Origin of the sequence: Bacillus sp. A1 (assembly GCF_042296235.1) — a bacterium.
GTDB lineage: Bacteria > Bacillota > Bacilli > Bacillales > Bacillaceae > Bacillus > Bacillus velezensis.
Genome location: NZ_CP141181.1, coordinates 1,172,005 through 1,189,334 on the forward strand (window position 1 = coordinate 1,172,005; position 17,330 = coordinate 1,189,334).

Here is a 17,330-nt window from a genome sequence, read left to right on the forward strand (position 1 = left end):
AAACAATCGTTTTTTCAATTGGCTTGAAGTAAAGAAAACGAGGGGGATCACCATGACTAAGGAAAATAAAGCAGCACAGCTGCCTGACAGAAGTGAAGTAAAGGCAGAGCATACATGGAGACTAGAGGATATTTTTCCTAGTGATGAGGCTTGGAATAAAGAATTTCAAGCAGTTAAAGAATTAATCCCGAATTTATCTTCTTTTAAAGGCACACTTGCTCATTCGGCTGATAATTTATACGCGGCGCTTACGGCACAGGATGAAGTGACGAACCGCCTTGGGAAACTTTATGCATACGCGCATATGCGCTCAGACCAGGATACGGGAAATTCTTTCTACCAAGGGCTGAACGACAAAGCCGCAAGCCTGTATTCTCAGGCTGCAAGCGCGACTGCTTACATTGAACCGGAAATTCTGGCGATTCAGGAGGACAAGCTGCACCAGTTCATTCTGGAAAAAGAAGAGCTTAAGCTTTACTCCCATGCAATTGAAGAAATTACAAAACAGCGCCCGCACGTGCTGAGCGAACAAGAAGAGGCCCTGCTTGCGGAAGCCTCAGAAGCGCTGTCGTCGCCTTCCAATACATTCAGCGTTTTAAATAACGCCGATATTACATTTCCGTCGATTAAAGATGAAAACGGCAAGGAAACTCAAATCACACACGGCAACTTTATTAATTTTCTGGAAAGCAGCAATCGTGAAGTCCGCAAAAACGCATTTGAAGCTGTATATAAAACATACGGACAGTATAAAAACACGATGGCGACTACACTCAGCGGCACTGTGAAAAAAGATAATTTTTACGCCCGTGTGAAAAAATATAAATCAGCACGGGAAGCGGCTTTATCCAATAACAGCATCCCTGAAGAAGTTTACGATAACCTTATTAAAACGATAAATAAACATCTTCCGTTATTACACCGTTACATTGACCTGCGGAAAAAGGTGCTCGGCCTTGATGAAGTCCATATTTATGACCTGTACACACCGCTCGTAAAAGATTCGGGAATGAAGGTCACATATGAGGAAGCGAAAGATTATATGCTCAAAGGACTTGCTCCGCTGGGCGAGGAATACGCGTCTATTTTAAAAGAAGGACTTGAAAACCGCTGGGTCGATGTATACGAAAACAAAGGAAAACGCAGCGGTGCTTATTCGTCCGGTACATACGGCACGAATCCGTACATCTTGATGAACTGGCATGATAATGTCAATAATCTGTTTACGCTCGTTCACGAGTTCGGCCATTCCGTGCACAGCTACTATACGAGAAAATATCAGCCGTATCCGTACGGTAACTACAGCATTTTTGTCGCTGAAGTCGCTTCAACGACTAATGAAGCGCTGCTCGGTGAATATATGCTGAACAGCTTAAAGGATGAAAAACAGCGTCTGTACCTGCTCAACCACATGCTTGAAGGATTCAGAGGCACAGTGTTCAGACAGACGATGTTCGCTGAATTTGAGCATCTGATTCATACGAAAGCGCAGGAAGGCGAGCCGCTGACGCCTGAACTGCTGAACGAACTTTATTATGATCTGAATAAAAAGTATTTCGGTGACAACATGGTGATTGATAAAGAAATCAGTCTGGAATGGTCAAGAATTCCGCATTTCTATTACAATTATTATGTGTATCAATATGCGACAGGCTACAGTGCGGCCCAAGCGCTGAGCAGCCAGATCTTAAAAGAAGGCAAGCCTGCGGTGGAGCGCTATACCGAATTCTTAAAAGCGGGAAGCTCGGAATATCCGATCGACATACTGAAAAAAGCGGGAGTCGATATGACATCGCCTGAACCGATCGAGGCGGCCTGCAAAATGTTTGAAGAGAAGCTGAACGAAATGGAAGAGCTTCTTTCGAAAGTGAACCCTTCGTAATTCAAAAAAGCCTGTGCATAAGTTGCGCAGGCTTTTCCTAAAACCCTTTAAACGTTTTTCTATGGTTCAGCCGGTACAAGGCAAACAATATGGACAGAAACAGCAGGGGAGATGTAATGTAAATCGGCAGCATGTGCATCATGGCCAGCAGGTTTAAAAAGAAGAAAAACACAATCATTCCGATGATCAATACGGTGCGGAGCATTGATTTCCCTCCTTGTTTTTCATTGATATATTCTATGAAAACAAGCAGTCAGTTATGTTTTGTGACAAAAATATGAACATTAATCTTATGGCTTGTCAAAACTCGACAAGATTTGATATGATAAGGATGTGAAATTGATCACAAACAAACATTACCCCTTTGTTTGACCGTGAAAAATTTCTCCCATCCCCTTTGTTGTCGTTAAGACATATGAAACCGCGCTTATCCCGGCGCGGTTTCTTTATTTGCACAAAAAAAGCCGGCTCCGTAAGGAATCAGCTTTTTTTAATGATCACAACAGGTGACATCCTCCTGGGTGCCGGCCAGAGATTTCCAAAACAGACCGTGCTTTGCTTCCACTCTGGCGACCTTTTTGGCGAATGCCAGTTTTTTCATTTCTTTTTCAACTTCTTCTAGACTCAAATCATAAACGAGTGCGATTTCTTTCGATGCGACAAACCGGAAATATTCAATGAAACATTCCAAAGGCGGCGTTTCAGAAGGCTTCGGTTCATCCCCGAGCATTTCGAATAAGATCTCTTCGTATACGTCATAAGAATAGTTGCCGGGGACCTTCAGCCCTTCATCATCATGCAGGCTGTTAAAGAACGTCAATGTCGGGTTGACGGTGACGTCCATTTCCGCCGCGATTTTCATATCGCACTGAAGCGCTTTTACCGCGCTTTGCGAATGGAGGTCGCGCTTGAATTCTTCAACATCCAATTTCGTCTTTTCGGCAATTTCTAAAAGAACGTCTTCATCTGTAATATTCTGCTTGGAAACAAACAGGCTTTCCTGCATGCTGCGGAGAAACAGAATGCCCGCTTTTCTTCCCTGCAGTTCAGCCGCTTTTAAAGCGAGTGCGGCAAGGTAGGGCGATGAAAGAGGCTGATCCTGCTCAAGCCAAAGGCTTCCGTCACAGGGCATCCCGGAACGGTTCGCAATTTTTTCCCAAGCTTCGGCAAGAAGGTGTTTTTTCCGCTTTTGCTTATTCAGCGATGTAATGCTCGCGGAAACAATGATCCGCAGCGTAAAAAAACGTCCGTATTTGATTTTTAATTTTTTTATGGCGGGCTCCAGCGACCAGCATTCAGGACATAAAGGGTCGACAAACATGTAAATTTCGAGCGGTTTTTTTGGATGTCCGTGGCAATGGGCGAAGTATTGCTCATGCTGATAATTCGTCAATATGATCGATCCTCCGCTTCTGACTGGTTTACCATATGCCTGGCCGTCAGTTCCAGACGCCCGTACAGAAATTCACGAATATCGCCCTCCAGCCCGACATCATCCATCGCTTTGCTCATACAGCTTAGCCACGCATCAGCCCTCTCGTCCGTAATCGGAAAGGGGAGATGCCTTGCCTTGAGCATGGGATGTCCGTGCTCTTCAGTATAAAGAGGAGGTCCGCCCAAATACTGGGTTAAAAATTGCTTTTGTTTTCTGGCCGTTTCAGTCAAATCACTTGGAAATATCGGCTTCAGCAAGGGATGAGACGAGACACGCTCATAAAAAGTATCAACAAGTTGCGATAGAAGTTCCTCTCCAATCGCTTCATATGGTGCGTTAAACGATTGTCCCATGTTGACTACTCCTTTATATGGCTAATAGGAATCATAATTCCCATTGCGAATTTATCTTTCAGTTTTACTATCTTCAGTTACTGTATATTTTAGCAATAACATTTTATTTCTACAAACAAAGTGCCTTTCTGTCAGGCGCTTGTATTTCATATCATATCACATCGCCTTCATTCATGTGTAAGATTTCACTCCGCAAAAAAACCAGAGGGCGAAGGAAGCCTCTCTGGTTTACGCGTAATACTGTTTGGTTATGTTTTTGACATATTGCTGTGTTTCCTTAAACGGCGGAATGCCTCCGTACCGATCTACGTTGCCGGGGCCTGCGTTGTAGGCGGCTAACGCGAGAGATACATTTCCGTCGTATTTCGTGAGCATCTGCTTTAAGTACTTCGTGCCGCCCTCAGCGTTCTGGACGGGATCAAGCGGGTTTGACACCCCGAGTGATTCTGCCGTGGAAGGCATGAGCTGCATCAGTCCCATTGCCCCCGCACCGCTGACCGCTTTCGGATTAAAGCCTGATTCCTGTTTAATAACCGCGCGGATCAGCTTTTCGTCCACTCCGTATTTTTCGGCCGCTTTCTGAATGGCGCTGTCTATTGAAAAGTTTCCGGTGCTGATGTCAGAAGCCGCATTCGCAGACTTTATGCTTGGGGAAGCGGTCTGTGAAGCTGCCGCGTAACCGGATGAAACGGGAATTCTCGGTGAATAAGAAGCGTGAGCGGTCCGCACGCCGTTTAAAATTCCTGATTCCGGCTGCTGCCGGACGGCTGTGTCCGTATACTGGCTGAGCAGCGCGCTGAAATTGGCAAGCGGGCTTTCTGAAGATTGTCCGCCTGAAGCCGTGCTTGTATGAGAGATTGATTGCAGCGCCATTGATTGCAGCTGGAGAAGGGCCGCCCAATTCGTTATATTCACTGTGTCATTCCACCTTTTTTTGTTTCTGTTCATAAAAACGCTGGATTTTATTTTTCGTGATCCGCTCTGGGATGCCGAATTGCTTGAGCAATTGTTCAAACCCCCGTTTTCCTTCATCCCAGTCAGCAGCTTCGAATTCCAATTCAAAGTCTTCTTTCTCTAAATATCGGCTGTGATCTAAAATGATTAAGCCTTTTTCTGATTCTTTTTCCGCGCGTGCGGTCGACAGCGTTCCGAAATAGCAAATGTGTTCTGAGTTGATTCCGAGACCTTCCAGCTGACGTTTGACGGGGCCTTCCGGAATCTTGAAGACGTCAAGATCAGGTGCCGCAAGCTCTTGATGGGTTTCCAGCAGACCGACCGCGGCAGGCTCTTTTAACGTCAGAACGAACGCGCCGTCTTTTTCTCGGATGCGGAGTGCTGATTTTTTTTGTTTCAGGGAAAAATCTTTCGTGTCGAAATAATGATTGACCTGCTGTTTAAAATCATGTTCTTTCATGCAGAGTGCTTCACTCAGCTTCAGAAATTCTGATTTTGTCAGCAGGTTTTTGAATTCAATTTCTATTTCTTGGGTCATGACAGTCTTCCTTTCAGGACGAAAATTTGTATAATTCCCATTATCTCTTTAGAGGTTACGTTTATCAATATCGACCTTGATATGATAAAATAAATGCTGTACTTTGTTAAAAAAGGAGAACATTATGCAAAAGAGAATTGAAATCCAAAATGCATCATTAACAGAAGACGCGCTCCGCTTGAAGTGCGGAGAGGACTTAAGCGGAGCGGAACGCAAAGCCTCAGGTCAAATGCTTGTTGATTCCGATCACTTTGCTTTTGTATACATACTTGAATCAGCTGACTCTTTTGAATATGTCATTATAAAAGAACATATCTGGCCGGATCTGAAAGAAGCCTTAGACCAAAGAAAGCCGGCGGTCCTTGAGGCCGGCGGAAAAACGGTTGAACTTTCAGGGCTGCATGAAGAACTCGATTATCTTCTTGAAAATATTAAAGATAATGCAAACTACGGAGATATGGAAGAAAAAGTGAAAAACGTATTTCTTTAGAACAGGTTCGGAATTGGGGGATGTACGATGGATGACAAACAATGGGAGCAATTTCTAGCGCCATACCGCCAGGCTGTTGAAGAATTAAAGGTGAAGCTGAAAGGCGTCAGAACCCTTTATGAGTATGAAGATGACCACTCACCGATTGAGTTTGTGACAGGCCGCGTGAAGCCGGTGGCGAGCATACTTGAAAAAGCGAGACGAAAAAGCATACCGCTTCATCAGATTGAAACGATGCAGGATATCGCGGGGCTGCGTATTATGTGCCAATTTGTCGATGATATCCAGATCGTCAAAAATATGCTGTTTGCCAGAAAAGATTTTACCGTTGTCGATAAGCGGGATTACATAGCAGAGCATAAGGAAAGCGGATATCGGTCTTACCACCTTGTCGTTTTATATCCTTTACAAACAACGTCCGGTGAAAAGCACGTTCTTGTGGAAATACAGATTCGGACGCTTGCCATGAACTTTTGGGCAACCATTGAGCATTCACTGAATTACAAATACAGCGGGAACATTCCCGAAAAAGTAAAGCTGAGGCTGCAGCGGGCCTCAGAAGCCGCATCCCGGCTCGATGAAGAAATGTCAGAAATCCGCGGAGAAATCCAGGAAGCCCAAGCCGCGTTCTCGCGAAAGAAAAAAGCGGGAGACCGCCAGTAGGAAAGGAGGGGAATGGCATGAAATTTGCCGTTTCTTCAAAAGGAGACGAGGTTTCAGATACACTGAAAAGCAAAATACAGGCGTATTTACTCGATTTTGATATGACCTTGGATGAAAAAGAGCCGGAAATCGTTATTTCCGTCGGCGGTGACGGAACGCTTCTTTACGCATTTCACAGGTACAGCGACCGTCTCGATAAAACGGCGTTTGTCGGAGTTCACACGGGGCATTTGGGTTTTTATGCCGATTGGGTTCCGCAGGAGATAGAAAAGCTCGTTCTGGCCATCGCCAAAACGCCGTATCATACCGTGGAGTATCCCCTTCTTGAGGTGATTGTCACTTATCATGATGAAGAGCGTGAGGAGCGGTATCTGGCTTTGAACGAATGTACGATCAAAAGCATAGAAGGCAGTCTCGTCGCTGACGTGGAAATTAAAGGCCAGCTGTTTGAAACGTTCAGGGGAGACGGTTTATGTCTGTCCACGCCTTCCGGAAGCACGGCTTATAATAAGGCGTTAGGCGGCGCGATCATCCACCCTTCCATCAGGGCGATTCAGCTTGCGGAAATGGCATCCATCAACAACAGAGTGTTCAGGACTGTCGGTTCGCCGCTTTTGCTTCCCGATCATCATAACTGTGTCATCAAACCGAGAAACGACGTCGACTTTCAAGTCACGATTGATCATTTAACCTTGCTGCATAAGGATGTCAAGTCCATTCTATGCCGTGTGGCAAATGAAAAAGTCAGATTTGCAAGATTCCGCCCTTTTCCGTTTTGGAAAAGGGTGCAGGACTCCTTTATCGGAAAAGGCGAATAGAAAGAGGAAACGGATTGGACAACTTTTTTATCCAAAAGAACATGACTGCCCGGGAAGCCGGCATGACGGTAAAAGAATATACGGCGCAGCTCGGCATTTCAAAGCGGCTACTCGCTGACATTAAATTCGGCGGGGGAGACCTGCTTGTGAACGGAGAGCATGTAACCGTCCGCACCGTGTTAGCGGACGGAGACGTGCTTAAGATTGAATTTCCGAAGGAGCATGTGAGTGAAACGCTTTTGCCTGAGCCGGTTCCGCTTGATATTCTTTATGAAGATGACCATGTGCTTGTGGTCAATAAACAGCCGTATGTCTCCTCAATTCCATCAAGAGAACATCCGTCGGGAAGCATCGCTAACGGAGTGATCAGCCACTACCGGAAAAGCGGCGTGCCATCAACGGTTCATCTTGTCACCCGCCTTGACAGGGATACATCGGGGGCGATGCTGATCGCCAAACATCGGCTTTCCCATTCTCTTTTGTCAGCAGCGCAGAAGAAGGGGCTTGTCAGCAGGCGGTATCTCGCTGTCGTACACGGCATCATGCCGCAGAAGGAAGGAACGGTGGACGCGCCCATCGGAAGAAAACACGACAGTATTATTGAGCGGATGGTAACGCCGGAGGGACAACGAGCGGTGACGCATTTTCAAACGGAAAAAGCGGGACATGCGTTTACGCTTGCAGCCCTGCGGCTGGAAACGGGGCGGACGCATCAAATCCGGGTGCACATGAGCTACCTCGGCCATCCGTTAGTGGGTGATACACTGTACGGCGGAAAAAATGAGGGAATTGCGCGGCAGGCTCTTCACAGTGAGCGGCTTTCATTCGTACACCCCATGACCGGAGAAACGCTCGTTTTTCACGCCCCGGTGCCTGACGATATGAAAACATTAATTGAACACATGTAAAGCCCGAACCGTTTGCCGGTTTCGAGCTTTTTTTCATGCCTGCCTGCCGTGATCTTCGCGAAATCGTGAAGCCTCATAGGGCATTGAGCTTTCCACAGAGACGGTTTCATGCTCCGGAAAGCGAAAGCCTGTCAGCTGATTGCCGAAGACGCAGCCTGTATCAATGTTGATCGTACGGTTGACGATCCGGGGGCGTTTTACCGGGGTATGGCCGTAAACAATCCATGCCTTGCCTTCATAAGCGGCGGCCCAGTCTCTTCTGACGGGTCTGCCGTCGGGATACGTTTCACCCGTGATATCGCCGTACAGAACAAATTCTTTTACCTTACGCGAGTATTTACCGATATCGTCAGCTTTTATGCCGGCGTGGGCGACAACGAGATCGCCATTATGTAAAATGTCATAAAGCGGCGCTGACTCATATAATCGGATGAATTGTCTGGAGACTTCCATTCTGTCGGCGGGAGACAGCTCTTTCAGTTCGGCTGCCGTCGTTTCCAGTCCGTGCATCACTTTTACGGGGTTTCCTTTTAAGTAACGATACAGTTTGTTGCAATGATTTCCCGGGACATAACGGACGGCTCCTTTTTCATATGCTTTTGCCACAAAGCGCATCACTTCTACGGATTTTGGGCCTCTGTCCGTTAAATCCCCCGCAAAGACAAGCGTCCTGCCTTCAGAATGAACGGGCGTTCCGTCTTTCACTTCATATCCGAGCTTTTGCATTAACGCGATCATTTCGTCATAACATCCGTGTATATCGCTGATGATGTCATAAGCCATTCGTGTCAGCCTCCTTATTAACGGTTTTTTATTTATTATGGGGCTAATTCCTATACCTAATTACGCTGTTTTTGCACAAATTAAAAAAGAATTAAAGAAATAAAGCCTTATCACTTTTTTTTCGCGGTCAGCCTTGTTAGAATATGCGTTATGTTTTTAAAAAAAAGTAAGGTTTCGCCCGCTTAAAGCGGGCTTTTATAACCCTTGTTTTAAGGAGGTATTTACGAATGGAACACACATCAGTCGCATCTTTAGTCGTCGTTCTGATCGTCGCTTTTTTGACGCCGCTCCTTTTACATCGGTTTAAGCTCAGCATCCCCGTCGTCGTCGCGGAGATCATCATGGGGCTTATTATCGGAAAAAGCGGCCTGAATCTTGTCGTTCAGGGAGACACGTGGCTGGAGACGCTGTCTGTTCTCGGCTTTATCTTTTTAATGTTTTTAAGCGGCTTGGAAATTGATTTTTCTTCATTTGAGAAAGGGAAGAAAAAACAATTCCTTCCGAATGGCAAGGAAGCGCCCAACACGTTTTCTGCCGCACTGATTATCTTTTTCGGCATCTTTATTTTATCATTGCTGCTGTCCTATGCCTTTGTATTAGCCGGTTTTATACAAAACGCATTTTTAATGACGCTTATTATTTCGACGATATCACTCGGTGTAGTGGTCCCGACTTTAAAGGAAGAACGGATCATGAACTCCAATATCGGCCAGATTATCCTGCTTGTCGCCGTTATCGCGGACTTGGCTACGATGATTCTGCTCGCTTTTTTCTCTTCTCTTTACGGAGAAGACAGCGGAAATATGTGGCTTCTGTTGATTCTTTTTGCCGCGGGGGTCGTGCTGTATTTCTTCGGCAGGATCTTTAAACACCGTTCATTTGTGCAGTCGATGTCTAAAGGCACCGTGCAGATCGGCACGCGGGCCATTTTCACACTGATTATCGTGCTTGTCGCTTTATCGGAATCTCTCGGGGCGGAAAATATTCTCGGCGCGTTTTTGGCAGGCGTTCTGGTATCGCTTCTGTCTCCGAATAAAGAAATGGTGGAACAGCTGGATTCATTCGGATACGGGTTTTTAATTCCGATCTTTTTCGTCATGGTCGGGGTGAAATTGGACATTTGGACGCTTTTCCAAGATCCGAAAACATTAACGATGATTCCGCTGCTTCTGCTTGCGCTGTTTATCAGCAAAATGTTCCCGGTGTTTTACTTAAAGAAATGGTATGACAAAAGAACCGTGTTTGCTTCGGGCTTTTTGCTGACGTCCACGCTGTCGCTTGTTATCGCGGCGGCTACGATCGGAGAAAGGCTCCACATTATCAGCGCCAATATGTCCGGCGCGCTGACTTTAGTTGCGGTTATTGCCAGCATCATCACGCCGATCGGCTTTAAGAAATTATTCAAACGGCAAAGCGCGCCGCAGGAAAAAAAGCGCATCACATTTATCGGCGCCAACCAAATGACGCTCCCGGTTACGCTGGAATTGCCAGAGGAGGAATATGAAGTACGGGTCGTCCATGTGTATCAGGAAAATGCCGGGGAAACGCTTGCGGAATCCGTTTTTTCGGTTGACACGATTTCTGATTACGAGCCCGGCACGCTTGAGTCGCACGGTATTTTTAAAACGGATATTCTTGTCGTGGCGACGGGAAATGAAGATGTGAACGCTGAAATCGCCTTACTAGCGAAAGAGAAAGGGACTGAGCGTATCATCGCAAGCGTCGGCTCGGTTGAGCATGAAACAAAACTGAAAGAAGAGGGCATCAGTATTTTTTCTATCCTTCTGTCTACAAAAACGCTGCTGCGCGCGTTAATTGAGGCGCCGGGCGTGATGAGCCTCCTGACGAATGAGGAGTCTTCGTTATATCAGATCAATCTGGAAAACCCGGCGTATAACGGCATCATTCTGCGGGAATTTCCGCTGATGGGCGATGTGATTTTCGTCCGGATTTTCAGAGGTGTGGACAGCATCGTTCCGCACGGAGACACGCGGCTGAAAACAGGAGACCGTCTCATCGTCACGGGCTCGCGCAACTACGTGTCAGAACTGAGAAAAGTCCTTGAAGCTTGACCAAATTCCAATTCGTGATAATATAGAAGGCATAACAAATAAATCATTAATCGTATGACCACTAGGGGTGTCCTTCAAAAGGGCTGAGATAAAAGTGAGACTTTTAGACCCTCATAACTTGAACAGGTTCAGACCTGCGTAGGGAAGTGGAGCGGTATTTTTTTGGGGTTCCTTTTATCCATTTAAATTCCAAACCACTTTTCCGATGCGGGAAAGTGGTTTTTTTATTTTATCAGGGGGGAAGACATGATGACATTTTCTGAAGAATGCAGACAGGCGGCAACCGAATGGTGGGACGGAAGTTTTGTTCATCCGTTTGTAACGGGAATCGGTGACGGAAGCCTGCCGATAGACCGTTTCAGCTATTACGTGCTGCAAGATTCCTACTATTTGACGCATTTTGCAAAAGTTCAGGCGTTCGGCGCCGCATATGCCGAAGACTTGTTTACGACGGGCAGGATGGCGGGCCACGCTCAAGGGACATATGAAGCGGAAATGGCGCTGCACCGCGAGTTTACGGAGCTTTTAGGAATTACGGAAGAAGAGCGTGCGGCATTTAAACCGGCACCGACCGCCTATTCTTATACGTCTCATATGTACAGATCGGTGATGAGCGGGAATTTTGGAGAAATATTAGCTGCGCTTCTGCCCTGTTATTGGCTTTATTATGAAGTCGGCGAACACCTAAAAGAGTGCAAACCGGAGCATCCGATTTATGAAAAATGGATCGGTACATACGGCGGAGACTGGTTCAGACAGCAGGTCGAAGAACAGATCAGCCGTTTTGACGAGATTGCTGAAAACAGCACAGAGGAAATCCGCGCGAAAATGAAAGAGAATTTTGTGATTTCAAGCTATTATGAATATCAATTTTGGGGAATGGCTTATCAAAAAGAAGGCTGGTCCGAGAAGGACGGAAAAGAGGTGGAATCCCTTGGAGCTGCACGCGGTAACTGATAATCGCAAACCCGTTGCCGAGCTGGCCGAGGATATTCTATCGATTCAGCGCGAAGTGAGCTTTATCCATATCCGTGAGCGGGATAAAACAGCGGGAGAGATCATGCAGCTTTTGTCCCTTTTGAAAAAGGGCGGAGCGGATAAGGACAAATTGATCATCAATGACAGGGCGGATATCGCGCTTTTTGCCAACATACACCGTGTTCAGCTTCCGTCCCGCAGCTTTTCCGTAAAGCAGGTGCGAAGCAGATTTCCCCATCTTCATATCGGACGTTCGGTCCATTCGCTGGAAGAAGCCATCCAAGCTGAAAAGGAAGATGCGGACTATGTGGTGTTCGGCCATATATTTGAAACCGAATGTAAACAAGGACTTGAAGCAAGAGGCATCAGCCTGCTTTCAGAGATCAAACGCACGCTTTCCATCCCCGTTATCGCAATCGGCGGAATGACACTGCAGACGATCGGACACACAAAGCAGGCGAAGCCGGACGGAATTGCCGTCATGTCAGGCATTTTCTCAGCTGAAAATCCTGAGGAGGCGGCAAAACGGTATGCACGCGCGGTAAGGGAGGCCGATTATGAAGAAACACTATGATACGGCGGTGATCGGCGGCGGAATTATCGGGTGCGCCATTTCTTATGAGCTGGCGAAGACGCAGCAGAACGTTGTCTTGTTTGAAGCCGGAGAAGTCGGCCGAAAAACGACAAGCGCTGCCGCGGGAATGCTGGGCGCTCATGCGGAATGTGAAAAACGGGATGCGTTTTTTGATTTTGCCATGCACAGTCAAAGGCTGTATGAAGCGGCGGGGCAAGAGCTTGAGGAAGTTTGCGGCATTGACATCAGGCGCCATAACGGCGGAATGCTTAAACTGGCGTATACCGAAGAAGATATCGCCCGTTTACGGAAGATGGATGATCTGCCTTCCGTCACTTGGCTTTCAGCGGAAGATGCCCTTGAAAAAGAGCCTTACGCTTCAAAAGACATTCTCGGCGCCAGTTTTATAAAAGACGATGTCCATGTCGAACCGTACTATGTTTGCAAAGCGTATGCAAAAGGGGCGCGGCGCTATGGCGCTGACATATATGAGCATACACAAGTCACTTCCGTAAAACGGGTGAACGGAGAATACTGCATCACAACGTCCGGCGGGGATGTTTATGCTGACAAAGTTGCAGTTGCAAGCGGTGTATGGAGCGGCCGGTTTTTCAGCCAGCTCGGCTTGGGACAGCCTTTTTTTCCTGTGAAAGGAGAATGCCTTTCCGTGTGGAATGACGATACCCCGCTGACCAAAACCCTTTACCATGATCATTGTTATGTCGTCCCGAGAAAAAGCGGCCGGCTTGTCATCGGAGCCACGATGAAACAGGGTGACTGGAGCGATACGCCTGACATCGGAGGAATTGAGGCCGTCATTGCAAAAGCGAAAACCATGCTTCCCGCCATCGAACATATGAAAATAGACCGGTTTTGGGCGGGGCTCAGGCCGGGAACAAAAGACGGCAAGCCGTTTATCGGGCGGCATCCTGAAGACAGCGGCATCATCTTCGCCGCCGGCCATTTTCGGAACGGCATCCTGTTGGCGCCGGCAACGGCTGTAATGGTGCGGGATATGATCTTGGGGCAACAAGTCAAACGGGAATGGGAAGAAGCGTTTCGAATCGATCGCAAGGAGGCTGTTCATATATGATCCTTCAGCTGAACGGAAAACAAATTGATTGGAATCGAAAAGAGGGGACGGTTCAGGATTTGCTTGAATCGTACCAGCTTGATCAAAGAATCGTGGTTGTGGAGAGAAATAAAGAAATCATTGAAAAAAAGAATTATGAAAATACAAGTTTGTGTGACCGCGATGTCATAGAAATTGTCCATTTTGTAGGAGGCGGATGAGGATGTTAACAATAGGCGGAAAACAGTTTCGGTCAAGATTGCTGTTAGGAACGGGAAAATATCCGAGTTTTGAGATTCAGAAAGAGGCGGTGGCCGTCTCGGAATCAGATATTTTAACCTTTGCGGTGCGGCGGATGAACATCTTTGAAGAGTCTCAGCCTAACTTTCTCGAACAGCTTGACTTGTCTAAATACACGCTTCTGCCGAATACGGCCGGCGCCGCAACGGCTGAAGAGGCGGTCCGAATCGCAAGGCTTGCCAAAGCTTCAGGGCTTTGTGACATGATAAAAGTAGAAGTCATCGGATGCAGCCGGTCACTTTTGCCTGATCCGGTTGAAACGCTGAAAGCATCAGAACAGCTGCTCGAAGAGGGATTTATCGTGCTTCCGTATACGTCAGACGATGTCGTGCTCGCAAGACGTCTTGAGGAGCTCGGAGTGCATGCCATTATGCCGGGCGCTTCGCCGATCGGTTCCGGTCAGGGAATTTTAAATCCGCTGAATCTTTCTTTTATCATTGAACAGGCGAAGGTGCCGGTCATTGTCGATGCCGGCGTTGGATCTTCAAAAGACGCCGCCTACGCGATGGAGCTCGGGGCTGACGGCGTGCTGTTAAATACCGCTGTATCAGGCGCTGATGATCCGGTCAAAATGGCCCGGGCGATGAAGCTTGCCGTAGAAGCGGGCCGTCTTTCTTATGAAGCCGGGAGAATTCCGGTGAAAGATTACGGAACTGCAAGCAGTCCGCGAGACGGCCTTCCGGTATGACGGACAGATATTCCAGACAGGAGCTGTTTCAGCCGATCGGTCCCTCCGGCCAAGAGAAGCTCCGGTCGTCTCATGCCGTGATTATCGGCGCGGGTGCGCTTGGGACGGCAAGTGCGGAGATGCTTGTCAGAGCAGGGGTCGGGAAGGTAACCATCGCTGACAGAGATTATGTGGAGTGGAGTAATCTCCAGCGCCAGCAGCTTTATACCGAAGACGATGTCAGACAGGAAATGCCGAAAGCCGCGGCGGCTGAAAAACGGCTTCGATCTATAAATAGCGATGTAGAGGTCGAGGGATTTGTCATGGATGTTACTGCGGAAAACGCACCCGGATTGATTCGTGACGCCTCCCTCATCGTGGATGCCGCCGACAACTTTGAAACGAGACTGATTGTGAACGATGCGGCTGTGCAGAAAGGGATTCCCTTTCTGTACGGCGCCTGTGTCGGCAGCTACGGGCTCTCTTTTACCGTCATTCCCGGTGTCACGCCGTGCCTTCACTGTCTGCTTGAGACATTGCCTTTAGGCGGTATGACATGCGATACGGCGGGAATCATCAGCCCGGCTGTATTGCAGACGGCCGTTTTTCAGGCAGCAGATGCGCTGAAGCTGTTAACGGGCGGATCTATCGAGCATGTTCTCCGTTCCTTTGATTTATGGAAAAATGAACGGTCAGAAATAAACGTCGCCCGTCTTAAGTCGGCTGATTGCCCAAGCTGCGGCACAAACGATTTTCCGTTTTTATCCTATGAAAATCAGACAAAAGCGGCGGTTCTGTGCGGGCGGAACACGGTGCAGATCAGAACGGGGATCTCCGAACAGTTTGATCTGCAAAAACTTGCGGGACAGCTCAGACGGACAGGGCTTGATGTTTCAGCCAACCCGTATTTAATTTCGTTTTGCACAGACAAGTTCAAGATGGTTCTGTTTCGTGACGGCAGAGCATTAATACACGGCACAAGTGATATCAGCAGAGCGAAATCTTTTTATCATAAATGGATCGGATAATGCGAAAGGAGAGAAGAACATCATGAGCATATGCAAAGCATTGACGATTGCCGGATCAGATTCAGGAGGCGGCGCCGGTATACAGGCGGATCTCAAAACCTTTCAGGAGCTCGGCGTTTTCGGGATGTCAGCCATTACAGCGGTAACCGCCCAGAACACTTTGGGCGTTCACGGCATTTATCCGCTCACCCGGGAAGCGCTGGGCAGCCAGATTGACGCGGTGGCGGAAGATTTGCGGCCTGACGCTGTAAAAACGGGAATGCTGTGGAGCGCGGAAATGATTGCGGAAATTGCGGAAAAAACGGATCAGTACGGGCTTGATCATGTCATCACCGACCCCGTCATGATTGCCAAAGGAGGCGCTTCCCTGCTGCGTGAGGAATCTCAGGCCGCGTTAAAAGAGCTGTTAATTCCGCGCAGCTATGCGGTGACGCCGAATGTTCCGGAAGCTGAGGTATTGACGGGAATGGAAATCCGCACGTTTGAGGACCGGAAAAAAGCGGCCGAATGCCTTTGCAAGCTTGGTGCAAAGCATGTCATCATAAAAGGCGGACATCAGCCTGAACAGGGGAGAATCGTTGATTTATTATTTGACGGTTCGTCTTTTACCCAAATCAGCCACGCTTATATTGACACGAAACACACCCACGGAACAGGCTGCACGTTCGCAGCCGCGCTGACGGCGGAAACGGCAAAGGGGAAAAACATTCAGACCGCGTTTGAGACAGCCGTCAATTTTGTGCGGGAAGCCGTGGAACATACGCTCGGCATCGGAGAGGGACACGGCCCGACCAATCATTTTGCCTTTAAAAGGAACAGTCTGCAGACGAGATAAAAAAGAGACCGCTTCAACATCCGCGGTCTTTTTCCCATGCTTTCAATCTGGACAAGGTTATGATATGATAAAAATTAAGATCAGGTACTAAAACTATGTCTTTAAGACGATTACAGGAGGCTTTATACATATGAATTTCTCACTTGAAGGCCGCAACATCGTTGTGATGGGCGTTGCCAATAAACGCAGTATCGCATGGGGAATCGCCCGTTCGCTGCATGAAGCCGGAGCGCGCCTCATTTTCACTTACGCGGGAGAGCGCTTGGAAAAATCAGTTCATGACCTTGCGGCTACATTAGAAAGAAATGATTCCATCATCCTTCCGTGTGATGTGACAAATGACGCTGAGATCGAAACTTGCTTTGCGAGCATTAAAGAGCAGGTCGGCGTGATTCACGGCATCGCGCACTGCATCGCGTTCGCAAACAAAGAAGAGCTTGTCGGCGAATATTTAAATACGAACCGCGAAGGATTCCTGCTTGCGCATAACATCAGTTCTTACTCTCTGACAGCGGTCGCAAAAGCGGCGCGTCCGATTATGACTGAAGGCGGAAGCATCGTTACACTCACTTACCTCGGCGGAGAGCGCGTCGTTTCAAACTATAACGTAATGGGTGTGGCAAAAGCGTCTCTTGATGCGAGCGTGAGATATTTAGCCGCTGACTTAGGAAAAGAAAACATCCGCGTCAACAGCATTTCAGCAGGGCCGATCCGTACGCTGTCTGCAAAAGGAATCAGTGATTTCAACTCTATCCTGAAAGAAATTGAAGAGCGCGCGCCGCTGCGCCGCACGACAACACCTGAAGAAGTGGGCGACACGGCTGCATTCTTGTTCAGTGACCTGTCAAGAGGCATCACGGGCGAAAATCTTCACGTGGATTCAGGATTCCACATTACCGCACGTTAAATAACAAGCAGTCCCTTTCAGGGATTGCTTTTTTCTTTCTTCTGATTTTAATCATTCCGTCATATAAATAAAA

Annotated in this window: 20 protein-coding genes and 1 riboswitch; of the genes, 14 read left to right on the forward strand and 6 right to left on the reverse strand. The window is 47.7% G+C overall.

The genetic code is table 11. The annotated features are described in order from the left end of the window. Nucleotides 1-52: 52 nt before the first annotated feature. A complete protein-coding gene (gene pepF, locus U2H13_RS06040; protein WP_094296111.1) occupies nucleotides 53-1,882 on the forward strand; it encodes an oligoendopeptidase F in 1,830 nt (609 codons plus the stop codon). A gap of 37 nt (nucleotides 1,883-1,919) precedes the next feature. Here the strand turns inward: pepF and U2H13_RS06045 are convergent, their stop codons facing one another. From U2H13_RS06045 to U2H13_RS06065, 5 genes are all read right to left on the reverse strand, one after another. Beyond that, nucleotides 1,920-2,087: a hypothetical protein gene (locus U2H13_RS06045; RefSeq protein ID WP_003155026.1), complete on the reverse strand. Its 168-nt coding sequence runs from the start codon at nucleotides 2,085-2,087 to the stop codon at nucleotides 1,920-1,922. A 285-nt stretch (nucleotides 2,088-2,372) separates the two neighbouring features. Next, nucleotides 2,373-3,275 (reverse strand): protease adaptor protein SpxH, encoded by a 903-nt coding sequence (gene spxH / locus U2H13_RS06050; protein ID WP_003155024.1) that lies wholly within the window; start codon nucleotides 3,273-3,275, stop codon nucleotides 2,373-2,375. Beyond that, complete coding sequence (locus U2H13_RS06055) at nucleotides 3,272-3,670, reverse strand: thiol management oxidoreductase (RefSeq protein WP_100261697.1); 399 nt, start codon at nucleotides 3,668-3,670, stop codon at nucleotides 3,272-3,274. The genes spxH and U2H13_RS06055 overlap by 4 nt, the downstream gene beginning before the upstream one ends. A gap of 228 nt (nucleotides 3,671-3,898) precedes the next feature. After that, on the reverse strand, nucleotides 3,899-4,585 hold the full coding sequence (locus U2H13_RS06060) for a lytic transglycosylase domain-containing protein (protein ID WP_100261698.1): 687 nt from the start codon (nucleotides 4,583-4,585) through the stop codon (nucleotides 3,899-3,901). Between the two features lie 4 nt (nucleotides 4,586-4,589). After that, nucleotides 4,590-5,162: a CYTH domain-containing protein gene (locus U2H13_RS06065; RefSeq protein WP_029973141.1), complete on the reverse strand. Its 573-nt coding sequence runs from the start codon at nucleotides 5,160-5,162 to the stop codon at nucleotides 4,590-4,592. A 124-nt stretch (nucleotides 5,163-5,286) separates the two neighbouring features. Between U2H13_RS06065 and U2H13_RS06070 the strand changes: the two genes are divergently transcribed. Genes U2H13_RS06070 through U2H13_RS06085 form a run of 4 tightly spaced genes read left to right on the forward strand, consistent with a single transcriptional unit; the run spans nucleotide 5,287 to nucleotide 8,041 of the window. Continuing rightward, entirely contained in the window at nucleotides 5,287-5,652 is a 366-nt protein-coding gene (locus tag U2H13_RS06070; RefSeq protein WP_012117290.1) for a hypothetical protein, read from the forward strand. Between the two features lie 27 nt (nucleotides 5,653-5,679). Beyond that, nucleotides 5,680-6,315, forward strand: a complete 636-nt coding sequence (yjbM, locus tag U2H13_RS06075; protein WP_003155019.1) for a GTP diphosphokinase — start codon at nucleotides 5,680-5,682, stop codon at nucleotides 6,313-6,315. Nucleotides 6,316-6,332: 17 nt separating this feature from the next. Further along, nucleotides 6,333-7,133: an NAD kinase gene (locus U2H13_RS06080; protein WP_003155018.1), complete on the forward strand. Its 801-nt coding sequence runs from the start codon at nucleotides 6,333-6,335 to the stop codon at nucleotides 7,131-7,133. A gap of 14 nt (nucleotides 7,134-7,147) precedes the next feature. Next, nucleotides 7,148-8,041 (forward strand): RluA family pseudouridine synthase, encoded by an 894-nt coding sequence (locus U2H13_RS06085; protein ID WP_160216808.1) that lies wholly within the window; start codon nucleotides 7,148-7,150, stop codon nucleotides 8,039-8,041. Between the two features lie 33 nt (nucleotides 8,042-8,074). Here U2H13_RS06085 and prpE read toward each other — a convergent pair whose 3' ends face one another. Further along, nucleotides 8,075-8,824 (reverse strand): bis(5'-nucleosyl)-tetraphosphatase PrpE, encoded by a 750-nt coding sequence (prpE, locus tag U2H13_RS06090; protein WP_115940899.1) that lies wholly within the window; start codon nucleotides 8,822-8,824, stop codon nucleotides 8,075-8,077. Nucleotides 8,825-9,051: 227 nt separating this feature from the next. Here prpE and U2H13_RS06095 point away from each other — a divergent pair, with 227 nt between their 5' ends. The 9 genes from U2H13_RS06095 (at nucleotide 9,052) to fabI (ending at nucleotide 17,257) form a co-directional block, all read left to right on the forward strand. Then, nucleotides 9,052-10,896: a monovalent cation:proton antiporter family protein gene (locus U2H13_RS06095; RefSeq protein ID WP_102421730.1), complete on the forward strand. Its 1,845-nt coding sequence runs from the start codon at nucleotides 9,052-9,054 to the stop codon at nucleotides 10,894-10,896. A gap of 53 nt (nucleotides 10,897-10,949) precedes the next feature. Beyond that, nucleotides 10,950-11,058: riboswitch (TPP riboswitch) on the forward strand. Between the two features lie 87 nt (nucleotides 11,059-11,145). Beyond that, on the forward strand, nucleotides 11,146-11,853 hold the full coding sequence (gene tenA, locus U2H13_RS06100) for a thiaminase II (protein WP_280146815.1): 708 nt from the start codon (nucleotides 11,146-11,148) through the stop codon (nucleotides 11,851-11,853). Then, nucleotides 11,831-12,448: a thiazole tautomerase TenI gene (tenI, locus tag U2H13_RS06105; RefSeq protein ID WP_061890947.1), complete on the forward strand. Its 618-nt coding sequence runs from the start codon at nucleotides 11,831-11,833 to the stop codon at nucleotides 12,446-12,448. Before tenA ends, tenI begins: the two co-directional genes overlap by 23 nt. Further along, entirely contained in the window at nucleotides 12,432-13,541 is a 1,110-nt protein-coding gene (thiO, locus tag U2H13_RS06110; protein WP_165408908.1) for a glycine oxidase ThiO, read from the forward strand. The genes tenI and thiO overlap by 17 nt, the downstream gene beginning before the upstream one ends. Continuing rightward, a complete protein-coding gene (gene thiS / locus U2H13_RS06115) occupies nucleotides 13,538-13,741 on the forward strand; it encodes a sulfur carrier protein ThiS (protein ID WP_003155008.1) in 204 nt (67 codons plus the stop codon). Before thiO ends, thiS begins: the two co-directional genes overlap by 4 nt. After that, nucleotides 13,738-14,508, forward strand: coding sequence for a thiazole synthase (gene thiG, locus U2H13_RS06120; RefSeq protein WP_088005363.1), 771 nt, complete (start codon nucleotides 13,738-13,740; stop codon nucleotides 14,506-14,508). The genes thiS and thiG overlap by 4 nt, the downstream gene beginning before the upstream one ends. Continuing rightward, nucleotides 14,505-15,515: a thiazole biosynthesis adenylyltransferase ThiF gene (gene thiF / locus U2H13_RS06125; protein WP_021494992.1), complete on the forward strand. Its 1,011-nt coding sequence runs from the start codon at nucleotides 14,505-14,507 to the stop codon at nucleotides 15,513-15,515. Before thiG ends, thiF begins: the two co-directional genes overlap by 4 nt. 22 nt (nucleotides 15,516-15,537) lie before the next feature. After that, the gene (gene thiD / locus U2H13_RS06130; protein ID WP_014417432.1) at nucleotides 15,538-16,350 is read left to right on the forward strand and encodes a bifunctional hydroxymethylpyrimidine kinase/phosphomethylpyrimidine kinase; all 813 of its coding nucleotides are present in this window, start codon (nucleotides 15,538-15,540) and stop codon (nucleotides 16,348-16,350) included. Between the two features lie 130 nt (nucleotides 16,351-16,480). Continuing rightward, nucleotides 16,481-17,257, forward strand: a complete 777-nt coding sequence (gene fabI, locus U2H13_RS06135; RefSeq protein ID WP_003155001.1) for an enoyl-ACP reductase FabI — start codon at nucleotides 16,481-16,483, stop codon at nucleotides 17,255-17,257. The last annotated feature ends 73 nt before the right edge of the window (nucleotides 17,258-17,330 follow it).